Origin of the sequence: Segatella oris (assembly GCF_900637655.1) — a bacterium.
GTDB classification, from domain to species: Bacteria; Bacteroidota; Bacteroidia; order Bacteroidales; family Bacteroidaceae; genus Prevotella; species Prevotella oris.
This window is the reverse complement of sequence record NZ_LR134384.1, coordinates 1755774-1769716: the sequence shown is the minus strand read 5'-3', so window position 1 is coordinate 1769716 and position 13943 is coordinate 1755774. Positions and strand designations below refer to the sequence as shown.

9 protein-coding genes are annotated in these 13943 nt (G+C 45.6%); 4 read left to right on the top strand and 5 right to left on the bottom strand.

Features of this window, described 5'->3' with window-relative positions; all coding sequences use genetic code 11:
- Positions 1-10 precede the first annotated feature (10 nt).
- The 4 genes from ruvX to thrS all read left to right on the top strand — a co-directional run bounded on the left by ruvX (position 11) and on the right by thrS (position 5037).
- Complete coding sequence (gene ruvX, locus EL210_RS07385; RefSeq protein ID WP_004370863.1) at positions 11-445, top strand: Holliday junction resolvase RuvX; 435 nt, start codon at positions 11-13, stop codon at positions 443-445.
- Between the two features lie 9 nt (positions 446-454).
- Positions 455-1018: a peptide deformylase gene (gene def, locus EL210_RS07380; protein WP_025879526.1), complete on the top strand. Its 564-nt coding sequence runs from the start codon at positions 455-457 to the stop codon at positions 1016-1018.
- A gap of 9 nt (positions 1019-1027) precedes the next feature.
- The gene (locus EL210_RS07375) at positions 1028-3001 is read left to right on the top strand and encodes a tetratricopeptide repeat protein (RefSeq protein WP_018920183.1); all 1974 of its coding nucleotides are present in this window, start codon (positions 1028-1030) and stop codon (positions 2999-3001) included.
- Between the two features lie 86 nt (positions 3002-3087).
- Entirely contained in the window at positions 3088-5037 is a 1950-nt protein-coding gene (gene thrS / locus EL210_RS07370) for a threonine--tRNA ligase (protein WP_018920182.1), read from the top strand.
- 267 nt (positions 5038-5304) lie between these two features.
- Here the strand turns inward: thrS and EL210_RS07365 are convergent, their stop codons facing one another.
- The 5 genes from EL210_RS07365 to EL210_RS07345 all read right to left on the bottom strand — a co-directional run bounded on the left by EL210_RS07365 (position 5305) and on the right by EL210_RS07345 (position 13923).
- A complete protein-coding gene (locus EL210_RS07365; RefSeq protein ID WP_018920181.1) occupies positions 5305-6285 on the bottom strand; it encodes a DUF7833 domain-containing protein in 981 nt (326 codons plus the stop codon).
- A 352-nt stretch (positions 6286-6637) separates the two neighbouring features.
- Positions 6638-7651, bottom strand: coding sequence for a GGGtGRT protein (locus EL210_RS07360; protein WP_004370856.1), 1014 nt, complete (start codon positions 7649-7651; stop codon positions 6638-6640).
- A 12-nt stretch (positions 7652-7663) separates the two neighbouring features.
- On the bottom strand, positions 7664-8365 hold the full coding sequence (locus EL210_RS07355) for an iron-sulfur cluster assembly scaffold protein (protein ID WP_004370855.1): 702 nt from the start codon (positions 8363-8365) through the stop codon (positions 7664-7666).
- Positions 8366-8561: 196 nt separating this feature from the next.
- Positions 8562-11099, bottom strand: coding sequence for an ATP-dependent Clp protease ATP-binding subunit (locus tag EL210_RS07350; protein ID WP_018920180.1), 2538 nt, complete (start codon positions 11097-11099; stop codon positions 8562-8564).
- A gap of 700 nt (positions 11100-11799) precedes the next feature.
- Positions 11800-13923 (bottom strand): Tex family protein, encoded by a 2124-nt coding sequence (locus EL210_RS07345; RefSeq protein WP_018920178.1) that lies wholly within the window; start codon positions 13921-13923, stop codon positions 11800-11802.
- Positions 13924-13943: the final 20 nt, after the last annotated feature.

Below are 13943 nucleotides of genomic sequence, written 5' to 3'. Positions count from 1 at the left end.
GTTTAATGATATGGCACGTATACTTTCTATAGATTACGGTAAAAAGCGTACGGGATTGGCAGTGACCGATTCATTGCAGATTATTGCAAATGGATTGGCCACTGTTTCTACATCTTCTCTTATAGACTATCTTAAAGACTACATTGCAAAAGAGCCGGTAGAACGGATTGTTATAGGCCGACCTACACAGCCGGACGGCCGACCCAGCGAAAACCTTGCACGTGTGGAGCAGTTTGTCAATCGCTGGCGTAAGCTCGTGCCAAACATCCCCATAGAGTATTACGATGAGCGCTTCACATCGGTTATAGCCCATCAAGTTGTCATTGACAGTGGGGTTAGGAAAAAGGTCAGAAAAGAAAATAAAGGCTTGATAGATGAGATTTCTGCAACGATTATCTTGCAGGATTACATGCAGTACAGGCACTCGATGTTAAATAGAAAATAAGATTAATTCATGATATTACCTATATATATATATGGCCAACCTGTATTGAGGAAGGTTGCGCAGGATATAACAGCTGATTATCCTCAGCTGAAAGAACTCATTGCAGATATGTTTGAGACGCTGACTGCAAGCAACGGTATTGGGTTGGCGGCCCCACAGATAGGCAAGGATATCCGTGTTGTGGTTATTGACCTTGATGTCTTGAGTGATGACTACCCTGAATACAAGGGGCTCAGAAAGGCATTCATCAATGCGCATATTCTCGAATTTGATGAAGACTCCCCCAAAGAAACGATGGAAGAAGGGTGTCTGTCCCTGCCCGGACTTTCTGAAAAAGTGACCCGTCCGACGCGTATCCACGTGAAATATCAGGATGAAGATTTTGTCGAACACGATGAGTGGATTGATGGTTTCCTTGCACGAGTGATGCAACATGAATTTGATCATTTAGAGGGAAAAATGTTCATTGATCGTATTCCCCCTCTCCGAAAGCAAATGATTTTCAGCAAACTCAAGGCAATGATGAAAGGTAAGTTCCGTTGTGCTTACCGAACTAAAGTGGCTCATAAGTAATGTTTGCAAATGATGAAGCGACTGCTGACATTGTTTGCAATAGTGGTTACGGTGCATTTTGCTGCGTATTCACAATACAACACAGAGCGTTTGCTTGATGTCAGTGCTACTGCATTGGACAATAGAGACTATGTAGTCGTTATTCAACATTGCAACAATATCATTTCCAACAGGCCTTATTTATATAGAGCTTGGTTTTATCGTGGTATAGCCAAACAGCGACTTGGCGACTATACCGGTGCAGAAGAGGATTTTAATCAAGCTGTAAAACTTAATCCCTACGTACACGAACTGTTTCGTGAACGTGCCAATAATCGAATTGTCTTACGGTCATATGTGGATGCAATCCACGACTATGACAGAGCAATCGCCTTGGATCCGGATAATAAAGAGTATTGGTTTAACAGGGCGCTTTCACGCTATTATCAGCATGAGGTACAGCAGACACGTCATGATTTGCAATATATCTTGAAGCGATGGCCTGCACTCCCCAATACTTATGCACTGATGACCGAAACCTATCTGAATGCCAATGATACGTTGCAGGCACGGCAATGGGCAGAGAAAACTGTGAGAGTTAATCCTTACGATGGTAACTCTTGGTCGATATTGGGACGTCTGTATCTGAGGCAAAGTAATTGGCGCAAGGCTGATCAGGCTTTTGGAAAAGCTATTCACTACACCCCCAATGTGGTCAACAACTACACTTATCGTGCCATGTGTCGGGTTAATCTCAACAAGCTCCGGCAGGCTATGGAAGACTTCAACAAGGCCATAGAAATGGATCCTAACAGTTTCCTTGCGCATTATAATCGCGGGCTTTTGGGGCTGACGGTGGGAGATGATAACAACGCAATCAAGGATTTCAGCTATGTATTACGCCTTGAACCTAACAATCTGCAAGCCCTATATAACCGTGCATTATTGTTGGACAGAGTGGGTGACTATCGTGGAGCTATCAGCGATTATTCGCGTGTAATCTCCAAGTTTCCTAATTTCTGGTCAGGTCTTCTTAGCCGTGCCAAATGCTATCGACACTTGGGGTTGACTGCAAAAGCAGAACTCGATGAATTTCGGGTATTGAAAGCTCAGATGAACAAGCATCTTGGAATTCAGCAGCGTTGGAGCAAGGAGAAGTTGCGCAGCGTTAGGAAAATGAACGACTTTGATATTGAGAAATACGATCAGTGGATTGTTCTGAATGATGAAGTATCTACACCGCAATATTCAAGTAAAATCCGTGGATATATCCAGAACCGTGAAGTTTCCACAGATTACATGCCTCTGTATTTCCTGTCTCTACAGCCCTATTCCAACGGAATAAATGAATATCAGATTGTAAACAAGTCTGTTGATGCATTCAATCTTAAAAAGTCTGCCTTGCACAAACTATATGTCAGTTGCCGCATTGCGCCCGCAGAGCCCCAGCAGGCCAAGCAATTCTTCCAATTGATAGAGACACTTACTTCGCGCATTCAGGCTTCTACCGATATGAAAGTGCTTCCCGATTTGCTCTTACAGCGTGCTGTTGCCTACACGACAACCTACAATTACGAAGCAGCCTTAAATGATCTGAACGCCTGTATAGAGCAGGATTCAACCCTTGCTTTGGCTTATTGGCAACGGGCAGCCTGTCTGTTGGCATCGAAGGAACATGCCACCCCTGCAAAGAGCAATGGTCTGTTTATCAAGAAAGTCGCAGACGATTTGAAGCGTGCCATTGCACTTGATGCCGGCAATCCCTATCTGCTTTATGATTTAGGCAATGTCTATGCTTTGCTGAATGATTATACAAATGCCATCACTTGCTATGAAAGTGCCCTGAAATACAACAGTCGTATTGCCGAAGCCTACTATAATCGAGGTATTGTAAAGATGGCTTTACAGCAGCGGTCGGATGCTTTGAAAGACTTAGGTACTGCAGGTGAATTGGGACTTTATGACGCTTATGCTTTGATTAAGCGGTATTCTACGAAGAAATAGCAAAATAATGTGTTTCTTTATTTTGCCATCTCATGCTTTTAGAGTAACTTTGCGCTAACAATTGATTTATAAAACTAATTTGTAATATGGTTAAAATCACTTTCCCAGACGGATCTGTCCGTGAGTACGAACAGGGCGTAACTGGTTTGCAAATCGCAGAGAGTATTTCGCCGGCTCTCGCCCGCAACGTTGTATCTTGCGGGGTTAACGGTGAGACTGTAGAATTAAATCGTCCGATTAATGAGGATGCAAAGATTGCACTTTATAAGTTTGACGATGAAGAAGGCAAGCATACCTTCTGGCATACTTCAGCCCATCTTCTTGCAGAAGCATTGCAGGAACTCTATCCGGGCATTCAGTTTGGCTTTGGGCCTGCTGTTGAAAGCGGCTTCTTCTATGATGTCATGCCACCAAAAGGACAGACTATTTCAGAAAATGACTTCCCGAAGATAGAGGCTAAGATGCTTGAATTGGCCAAGAAAGACGAGCCTGTTGTCCGCAAGAATATCTCTAAGTCTGACGCGCTTCAAGAGTTTCAGTCTGACGGACAAACCTATAAATGTGAACATATCGAGCAGGATTTGGAAGATGGAACCATATCTACCTATACCCAAGGACACTTTACAGACCTCTGCCGTGGGCCACACTTGATGTCAACAGGACTTATCAAGGCTGTCAAGATAACAAGTGTTGCCGGTGCTTTCTGGCGTGGTGATGCCAAGCGTGAGCAAATGACCCGCATCTATGGTATCACTTTCCCAAAGAAGAAACTTCTGGATGAATACCTTGTAATGCTGGAGGAAGCCAAGAAGCGCGACCACCGAAAGATTGGCAAGGAAATGGAACTTTTCATGTTCTCTGACCGTGTGGGGAAAGGGCTTCCTATTTGGTTGCCCAAGGGAACACAACTGCGCCTGCGCCTTCAGGAGCTGCTGCGTAGTCTCTTGCGCCCCTATAACTACCAGGAAGTCATCACTCCGGGCATCGGTGGCAAGAGTCTTTATGTCACTTCGGGCCACTATGCACATTATGGCAAAGATGCTTTCCAGCCAATCCATACGCCTGAAGAAGACGAGGAATACATGTTGAAACCGATGAACTGTCCTCATCACTGTGAGGTCTATGCCCGCAAGCCTCGTTCCTACAAGGACCTGCCTTTGCGTATCGCAGAGTTTGGAACGGTGTTCCGCTATGAGAAGAGTGGAGAGCTGCATGGGCTTACCCGTGTGCGCACTTTCACGCAGGATGATGCACATATCTTTGTGCGTCCCGATCAGGTCAAAGCTGAATTTGAAACCAACATTGATATCATTCTCAAGGTGTTCAAGACTTTCCAATTCGATAACTACGAGGCACAGATTTCATTGCGTGACCCAAAAGACAAGGAAAAGTATATTGGCTCGGATGAGATTTGGGAGGAAAGTCAGAATGCCATCCGCGAAGCTTGCAAGGAGAAGGGACTTGTTGCACGTGAAGAAATCGGTGAAGCCGCATTCTATGGGCCTAAACTTGACTTCATGGTGAAAGATGCTATCGGGCGTAAATGGCAGTTAGGCACAATTCAGGTTGACTACAACCTGCCCGCTCGTTTCAAGCTCGAATATACGGCTGAAGACAATACCAAGAAGACTCCGGTGATGATACACCGAGCACCGTTCGGCTCGTTAGAGCGTTTCACTGCCGTGCTCATCGAACACACCGCAGGTCACTTCCCATTGTGGCTCACTCCCGATCAGGTTGCAATTCTGCCTATTTCAGAGAAATATAACGATTATGCAAAGCAGGTTAGCAAGTATTTCGACTCCGTAGGTGTGCGCGCTGTCATTGATGACCGCAATGAGAAGATTGGACGTAAAATCCGCGATAATGAGTTGAAGCGTATTCCTTACATGGTCATTGTCGGTGAGAAAGAAGCTGCCGAAGGGCTTGTTTCCATGCGTAAGCAGGGAGGAGGCGAGCAGGCTACCATGAAAATGGAGGAGTTTGCCAACCGTATTAATGCAGAAGTTGCAGACATGTTGAAGACTCTGGATTAATCATCCTCCGGAGAATTTCATCGCTAAGCGAAAGCTCCTTTTCAGGAATAGACACCGTATAAAGAGCCGGTAGCAATGCTCCATCATTGGGACTTGCTTGCCGGCTCTTTCTGTTTTGCAGGGGAAATCCATATGGAAACACATTCTCATCTCTATCGAATTACCTTGCAATCTGCGTCATATTACACTGCAATCTACGTCATGTTACCGCCTGTTTTGAGTCAAAATAGGTCGTCATCTGCATGTAGTCAGCGGGCTTGATGCACTTTAATGGTGCTGTGCAAGACTTCTCTGCTCATAGAGATGATTTTGATAGGCCATGAACTGTGCCCGCGTGTTGCTTCCTGGACGCATCAGATTGGCCAAATAGTCCTTGGCATCTGCTGCAGAGCGTACATGTTTGGCATGCATCTGACAATAGTGCCAGAACCAGAAGAGCACATTCCGACGCACGGTGAAATTCTTGCAGACTGCAAGGTTTGCCATATGTTCAAGACTCGCCATATAGTCATTATCCTGATAGAGTTGGCTGAGAAGCTGGCGCGGTATGCCTTCTTCTGAAGGCGAGGGGGCAGCAACCGAAGGCTGATCTTCCCGATGTCTGACGGGTGCTACCTGTGATTTTGCCATAGCTGTTGCCTTCGCATGATTTTTCTGTAGGGTGTAGGCTGCTGACGGTGTGTCGGCTTTTGCCGAAAGTTTTGTTCCCGATTGAGAATTATTCTTAGAAGAATCGGCGTCGACGTCGGCCTTTTCTACTTCTTTTTCTTCGTCTTTTATTTGTTCTTGTTCTTTGTTCTTGTTCTTAGGAAAGCTAACTTCTTGATTATCAAGTGTCTCATTTGTTAATTTATCTAAACTTCTGTTTGACTTTTCTTTTTTTGCTGAAGTTTTGAGGAAAAACCGTAAAAGATACGGACTTGAAAATATCTTGCCTCCTGCTTCAATTTCAAAGAGTGAAGGGAAGTCAGCTATAAGCTGCAAAATGGTGCGTCGGTTTTTATGGCATGCGTGTGCAATTTCGCCTACAACATAGAGAGGGGCACGGCAGTCCGTACGGCGTTCTATGAGGTATTTCATGATATAGAGCACAATTCCCCAACCCTCTATGCCATATTTATCCCTGACAAGTGTCATGTCATAAGAATTGAGCATCGAGATTTCGAAGCGCACGAAGATTTCTGACTCTTTACAGTCGCGGTGGTTTCGGGCTACCACATGGCCCTGTTGTTTCCTGATTTTTTCCATCGGAGTATGATTATTAAGTTGTTATCCTCTTTATAAAAGACAGACTTCATGAAGCAGGTTGCAAATGCATTTGGTACCTTTCATTTGGACTGTCGCCTGCAAAGATACAAAATTTCATACTCCATTTGCAAGTCTTTTCCAAAGAAATTCATGAGGAAAGCTTAGTGTACACCTATTTTGTATCACTTTTCAGCCATTGAGGTTACTTCGTTCAAGCTTTTAGTGACGATGTCAAGAGACATTTCATCAACAAAAATCCCCTCCTGGAAAATATCCAAAAGGGGACTAAGAGTTTGTTGGCATCTGCGAAATATGACAGGTGTGCAGCCTGTTTTCGCAAAGCTACATCTGTTTATTTCTTGTTCAGAGCGAGGTCAAGTGCAACGGCAATAGCTACGGTTGCACCTACCATTGGGTTGTTACCCATTCCCAAGAAGCCCATCATCTCAACGTGGGCAGGAACTGAAGAAGAACCTGCAAACTGCGCATCAGAGTGCATGCGGCCCATGGTGTCGGTCATACCGTAAGAAGCGGGGCCTGCTGCCATGTTGTCCGGATGCAGTGTACGGCCCGTACCACCACCTGAAGCTACAGAGAAGTAAGGCTTACCTGCTGCTACACGCTCCTTCTTATAAGTGCCGGCTACCGGGTGCTGGAAGCGCGTTGGGTTGGTAGAGTTACCGGTGATAGATACGTCAACGTTCTCTTTCCACAGGATAGCAACACCTTCACGAACATCATCAGCGCCATAACACTTTACTTTTGCACGTGGCCCATCAGAGTAGGCAGTCTCTTTTACAACGTTAACTTGGCCCGTATAGTAGTCAAACTTGGTCTGAACGTATGTGAAGCCATTGATGCGGCTGATAATCATTGCAGCATCCTTACCAAGACCATTCAGGATAACGCGAAGTGGTTTACGGCGAACCTTGTTGGCCATTTCTGCAATCTTGATAGCACCTTCGGCTGCAGCAAATGACTCGTGACCGGCGAGGAAAGCGAAGCATTCTGTCTCTTCACGGAGCAGACGTGCTGCAAGGTTACCATGACCGAGACCTACTTTGCGGTCATCGGCAACAGAACCGGGAATACAAAAGCTCTGCAAACCAATCCCGATAGCCTCTGCTGCATCGGCAGCTGTCTTTACACCTTTCTTTATAGCGATAGCTGTTCCACATACATAAGCCCACTTTGCATTCTCAAAGCAGATGCGTTGTGTGTCCTCACACATCTGATAAGGATCTACACCAGCCTGCTCGCAGATCTCATTAGCCTCTTCGATACTGTTGATACCGTTCTCTTTCAGCGCTGCAAGGACTTGGTCTATACGGCGCTCCTGGCTCTCAAAACTTACTTTTCTAATCATTTCTGTATCTCCTTATTTTTTACGTGGATCAATAGATGTAACAGCACCTTGAGCCTCTGTTGTGCGGCCATAGCTGCCCGTGAACTTCTTGACAGCCTCATTTGCGTCCATACCATTCTTGATAGCTTCCATCATCTTGCCCAGATGTACATATTCATAACCGCAAACTTGGTTGTCTTTATCAAGGAACTGCTTGGTGATGTAGCCTTCTGTCAGCTCAAGATAGCGTGTGCCCTTTGCAACAGTGCCATAGAGTGTACCGGTCTGACTGCGGAGCCCCTTACCGAGATCCTCAAGACCTGCACCGATAACAAGACCGCCTTCAGAGAATGCACTCTGGCTGCGTCCATAGACAATCTGCAGGAAAAGCTCACGCATTGCAGTATTGATAGCATCACAAACCAAGTCGGTATTCAGCGCTTCGAGGATTGTCTTGCCTGGAAGTATCTCTGAAGCCATAGCTGCAGAGTGGGTCATACCGGTACAGCCGATAGTCTCTACGAGGCACTCCTGAATGACACCGTCCTTGATATTCAGTGAAAGTTTGCAGGCACCCTGCTGAGGAGCACACCAACCCACACCGTGAGTGTAACCCGAGATGTCTTTAATCTCTTTAGCTTGAATCCATTTTCCCTCTTCAGGAATAGGAGCTGGGCCATGATTTGGACCCTTTGCGACAACACACATGTTGTCGACTTCTTTAGAATAAATCATATTCGCTAAATTAATTATATAAATAATGTTGTTGTATAATCTACATCTTGTTGCACGCAAAGTTATAAAAAAATGAGGAAAAATACCTACTTATAGGTAGGCTTTTTCCTCATTTAGTGATATTTTTTAGGATTGCAAACGGTCTGCTAACTATATTTCAGTAGCTTTGCAATGTTGAGTTTACAATTCCCTAATTTCATTTGAACAGCAGTTCATCTTTGTTGGGTGACTTGCTGACAGCAATGGTATCACCTTCTTTCAGATTGTCTGAGAGAAGCTTTTCGCATACACCATCCTCGATATAGTTCTGGATAGCACGCTTCAAAGGACGGGCACCAAACTGCACATCATAGCCTTTCGTTGCTACAAACTCCTTAGCCGTATCGGTGATAGTCAGTTGATAGCCTAAGCCTTCTATGCGCTTGTAGAGGCCTTTCAATTCGATATTGATAATCTTCTTAATGGCCTCAAGGTCGAGTTGATCGAAAGTTATAATCTCATCCAAGCGGTTCAGGAACTCAGGTGCAAACTGCTTACTGAGGCTTTTCTGGATAATACCGCGTGCATATTCCTTGTCTTTGTCGTTAATGCTGAGTCCAACGTTTCCTCCGGCATTAAAACCTACACCATGACCAAACTCTTTCAGCTGACGTGTTCCAGCGTTAGAAGTCATGATAATCACGGTGTTTCGGAAGTCAATCAACCGTCCGTTTCCATCCGTCAGCCTTCCTTCGTCAAGCACCTGGAGCAGCATGTTGAATACATTACCATGTGCTTTCTCAATCTCATCCAACAAAATGATGGAGTAGGGGTGGCGACGCACTTTCTCTGTAAGCTGTCCACCCTCTTCATATCCTACGTATCCGGGAGGTGCTCCCACCAATCTGGAGGTGTTGAAGCTTTCGGAATATTCGCTCATGTCTATACGTATCAAGGCATCATCAGAGCCAAACATGTATTCAGCAAGCTTCTTTGCCAAATAAGTTTTGCCTACACCGGTAGGACCGAGGAACATGAAAACGCCAATCGGGTGGTTGGGATCTTTGATGCCAACGCGGTTGCGTTGAATGGCCTTCACCATTTTCTCAATCGCATTATCCTGCGCAATCACCTGCTCTTTCAGCACTGTTCCCATATTGCGCAAGCGCACATTCTCTGCTTCTGCAATGCGTTGTACAGGCACTCCTGCCATCATCGATACCACATCGGCAACTTCTACCTCGGTTACAGTCTGGCGAAGTGTATTGTCACCTGCGGTCCATTGGCGGTTGAGCTCTTCGATTTCCTGTTCCAAAGTAGTCTGATGATCACGGTAACCTGCAGCAAGTTCAAAGTTCTGATTTCTCACTGCTTGCTTCTTCTTCTGTATGGTTTCCTCCAATTCCTTCTGCTTTTCAGTCAATTCTTCAGGCATCTCTGCATGTTGCAGATGCACACGTGACCCGACTTCATCAAGCGCATCAATGGCCTTATCAGGGAAATAGCGGTCTGAAACATAGCGTTCTGTCAAATTGACACATGCTTTCAATGCCTCATCTGTATAGCTGACATGGTGATGTTGCTCATATCTGTCTTTGATATTGTGCAGGATTGTCAGTGTCTCTTCAGCAGAAGTCGGTTCTACCATGACTTTCTGGAAACGGCGTTCCAATGCTCCATCCTTCTCAATACTCTTGCGATATTCATCTATAGTGGTGGCACCGATGCACTGGATTACCCCGCGTGCCAATGCAGGTTTCATGATATTGGCTGCATCCATGCTGCCCGGAGTACTTCCGGCACCAATCATTGTATGGATTTCATCAATGAAAACAATGATATCGGGGTTCTTCTCAAGTTCGCTGATCAATGAACGGATGCGCTCTTCAAACTGTCCTCTGTATTTCGTTCCGGCCACAACAGCTGTCAGGTCAAGATTAACAACGCGTTTGTTGAACAGAATGGGTGAAGTCTTATGCTGCACAATGAGTTGTGCCAGGCCCTCAACAATGGCGCTCTTGCCTACACCCGGTTCTCCGATGAGAATAGGATTGTTCTTTTTTCTGCGGCACAATATCTCTGTGACACGCAGGATTTCCTTTTCACGTCCGACCACTTTGTCAAGCTTTCCTTCTGCTGCAGCCTGGGTCAAATCGGTAGAAAAGTTATCGAGAACAGGCGTTCCTTTCTTTTGTTCGCTGCCGGCAGTCTTGGTGAAAGCCTGTTTCCTGTTGGCCCCCTGCTGCGACATAGCCTCTTCTTCCTCCTCTTCTTCCTCGGGCATACCGAAACTATTCGTGGGTTTGGCATTGCTGCTCATCTGGGTTTTCAGGTAAGCGAGCGTATCTTCATAATTCATATGGTTTTCTTCCAGAATTTTCTTAGCTCCATTGTTCACTTGATCATGCAGGATAGCCAACACAAGATGCTGCACGTCAACCATTTGTGTGTGTTGTATACGAGCCTCGAGAACTGCGAGTTTCAAGATGTTGTTGGCTTGTTCGTTCAGCACGAGTTCCGAGGTAATCATGGCCGAAGTGATGTCATCCTGCCTTACCCTGTCTTCCAATTCAGTCTTTACATTGCTTTCATTGATATTCATGCGCTGGAAAAGACTGTGGAGCAGACTGTCCTTTCCACGCAATATACCTAAGACAAGATGTTCAGGCCCTACAGAACGGCTGGCCAATCGGTTGGCCTCCTCTCTGCTGAATGCCAATATTTCTGAAACTTTAGGTGAGAACTGACTTGTCATATATTATAGTCTCCTATTCTTAGTTTATGATTGATTTGCTGTTACAAATATACTATTTATCATGAAACTTTGCAAAGGTTATGCCAAAAATTGCGTGCAATCTCCTGCCCAACAGCTATCATCGTCCAATGCCCTGCTTTGTCATCTCTGTCTGATTGTCGTGCAATCTGCGTCAACTTAGCCTGCAATCTGCATCAACTTACGCTTTAATATGCGTCAGATTGCACGTTGTTCTGACGCAAATCAGAAATCTTCCGGACATGTGAATTACATCTGCCCTCTGCTGCTAAGCAAAGTGACATAAAAGAACAGAGCCGACTGGAAAAGACCAATCGGCTCTGTTTTATCATTCTTTTTAATCGTTATGCACATGTGTAACCTCTTCCATTCAACATTCCCTCACCGTAGCAAGACATTGAATCTTTATAGGTTTTCACAATCTTTATAATCACACTCTTCATTTTCATTGTCAAATTTTTCATCTTTTTACCTTTTTAATTCTACTTAAACTAAACATCTATAGCGCCTATTATGCGCTTGTTATCCTTTTTGTGACTGCAAAGATAGTGCACATTTCGTGTCATGACAAGGATTTGACAGTATAAAGTTAAGAATGACAGTAATTTCTTGACGAATGTCAACTTATTAGTGTCAGGCTGTAAAACCAGAGACAACAGGTGGCAGATGATGCAATTTCCCTTTAGTTGCGGGTACTCCGCATGGACAATGCGATGCGTTTACGCCTAAGGTCTACTTCTATAACACGCACGCGGACATGCTGGTGGAGCTTGACAACCTCGTTGGGATCCTTAATGAATTTATCGGCCATTTGCGAGATATGAACAAGTCCGTCCTGATGAACACCTATGTCAACAAAAGCCCCGAAGTTGGTGATGTTGGTCACGATGCCCGGCAGTTCCATACCGACATTGAGGTCTTCTACCGTGTGCACGTGTTCATCAAAGCGGAATTCTTCAAGCTGTTCGCGGGGGTCAAGGCCCGGCTTTTCGAGTTCTTTCAGAATGTCGTGGAGGGTAGGGAGTCCCACTTCTGACGTGACAAACTGCTGCAAAGAAATTCGTTTCAGGCGTTCATGGTTGCCAATAAGATTGCTGACCGTGCATTGCTGTTCCTTTGCCATGACTTCGACAAGGGCATAACGCTCGGGATGTACAGCCGAGTTGTCAAGCGGATTGCGCGCGTTGGGGATGCGAAGAAAGCCCGCACACTGCTCATAAGCCACACTGCCCAAGCGTGGAACTTTCTTCAGTTCGCTGCGCGAAGCGAAGGCACCATGCTCATGTCGGTAGTCAACGATGTTCTGTGCGAGGGAAGGGCCAAGTCCACTTACATAGGTGAGCAAATGCTTAGAGGCTGTATTGAGGTTCACTCCAACTTGGTTGACACAGCTTTCCACAGTGCGGTCAAGCGATTGTTTCAACTTTGTCTGGTTCACATCATGCTGATATTGTCCCACACCGATGCTCTTGGCATCAATCTTAACCAATTCGGCAAGTGGGTCCATAAGGCGTCGGCCGATAGAAATTGCTCCGCGTACCGTGAGATCAAGGTCGGGAAACTCATTGCGCCCATTCTCTGAAGCCGAATAAATGGAAGCTCCGTCTTCACTGACCACATAGACAGGTACATTGTCTATCTGACGCAGAATGTCGGTCGTTTCGCGGCTTGCTGTACCATTTCCAACAGCAATGGCTTCCACATCATATCGACTGACAAGTTTTGTGAAGGCTGCCAGTGCGTCATTTCCAGATTTATTGCCTACGGTATAGACGACCGAATGATGTAGGAGATCGCCCTGTTCGCTAAGACAAACCACCTTACAACCCGTTCGAATGCCAGGGTCAACGGCCATAACGCGCTTCTGTCCCAACGGTGCAGCCAATAACAGTTGGCGCAGGTTTTCGGCAAACACCTTGATAGCTTCTTCATCGGCAGCCTCTTTGCTGGTGTTGGCAAACTCGGTTTCAATCGATGGTCTGACGAGTCTTTTATAAGCATCATCGCAGGCTTCTCCTACAAGTTGCTGGCATTTGCCCAAGCCATGAACATATTTTTTGCGGATTTTTTCAGTACATTGTTCGCTGTCAACATCAATGTTAACTTTCAAAAAGCCCTCACTCTCACCACGACGCATGGCCAACAGGCGGTGACTGCTGCATCGTTTGAGAGGTTCACTGAATTCAAAATAGTCGGCAAACTTCTGTGCCCCTTCTTCCTCCCGCTTGCTTTTCACTGCTTTGGAAGTGATAACCGCTTCGCGCCTGAATACACTTCGTATCTGTTGGCGCACGGTTTCATCTTCACTGATGGCTTCTGCTATGATGTCCTTTGCACCTGCCAGCGCTTCATCAACACTTTTTATATCTCCTTTAAGAAAGCGTTTGGCAACAGCTTCGGGCTGTTGTTCGCGTTGCAACAGCAGGATTGTGGCCAGCGGTTCGAGTCCGTTTTCACGCGCAATCTGTGCCTTTGTTCTTCGTTTAGGCTTGAAAGGCAGATAAATATCCTCTAATTCAGTAGCGTCCCACGTAGCTTCTATCTTCCGCTTCAAGTCAGCTGTCAGTTTGCCTTGTTCTTCTATTGTCTTGCAGATGGTATCTTTTCGTTTGGTGAGTTCCTGCATCTTGGCGTATTGTTCGCTGATAGCAGCAATCTGAACTTCATCGAGTGAGCCTGTGCGTTCCTTGCGGTAACGGGCAATAAAAGGGATAGTGCAGCCTTCATTGAGCAGCAATATGGTGTTTTCCACCTGCTTTTCGGGAAGCATAAGCTTCTTGGCTATGATTTGATAATTGTTGTTCATGTCTGTAATTTGTTAAGTCG

What these genes read in the sequence shown, in the direction of transcription:
- ruvX (WP_004370863.1), top strand. Translation starts at nt 11, where the DNA reads ATGGCACGTATACTTTCTATAGATTACGGTAAAAAGCGTACGGGATTG.
- def (WP_025879526.1), top strand. Translation starts at nt 455, where the DNA reads ATGATATTACCTATATATATATATGGCCAACCTGTATTGAGGAAGGTT.
- EL210_RS07375 (WP_018920183.1), top strand. Translation starts at nt 1,028, where the DNA reads ATGATGAAGCGACTGCTGACATTGTTTGCAATAGTGGTTACGGTGCAT.
- thrS (WP_018920182.1), top strand. Translation starts at nt 3,088, where the DNA reads ATGGTTAAAATCACTTTCCCAGACGGATCTGTCCGTGAGTACGAACAG.
- EL210_RS07365 (WP_018920181.1), bottom strand. Translation starts at nt 6,285, where the DNA reads ATGGAAAAAATCAGGAAACAACAGGGCCATGTGGTAGCCCGAAACCAC.
- EL210_RS07360 (WP_004370856.1), bottom strand. Translation starts at nt 7,651, where the DNA reads ATGATTAGAAAAGTAAGTTTTGAGAGCCAGGAGCGCCGTATAGACCAA.
- EL210_RS07355 (WP_004370855.1), bottom strand. Translation starts at nt 8,365, where the DNA reads ATGATTTATTCTAAAGAAGTCGACAACATGTGTGTTGTCGCAAAGGGT.
- EL210_RS07350 (WP_018920180.1), bottom strand. Translation starts at nt 11,099, where the DNA reads ATGACAAGTCAGTTCTCACCTAAAGTTTCAGAAATATTGGCATTCAGC.
- EL210_RS07345 (WP_018920178.1), bottom strand. Translation starts at nt 13,923, where the DNA reads ATGAACAACAATTATCAAATCATAGCCAAGAAGCTTATGCTTCCCGAA.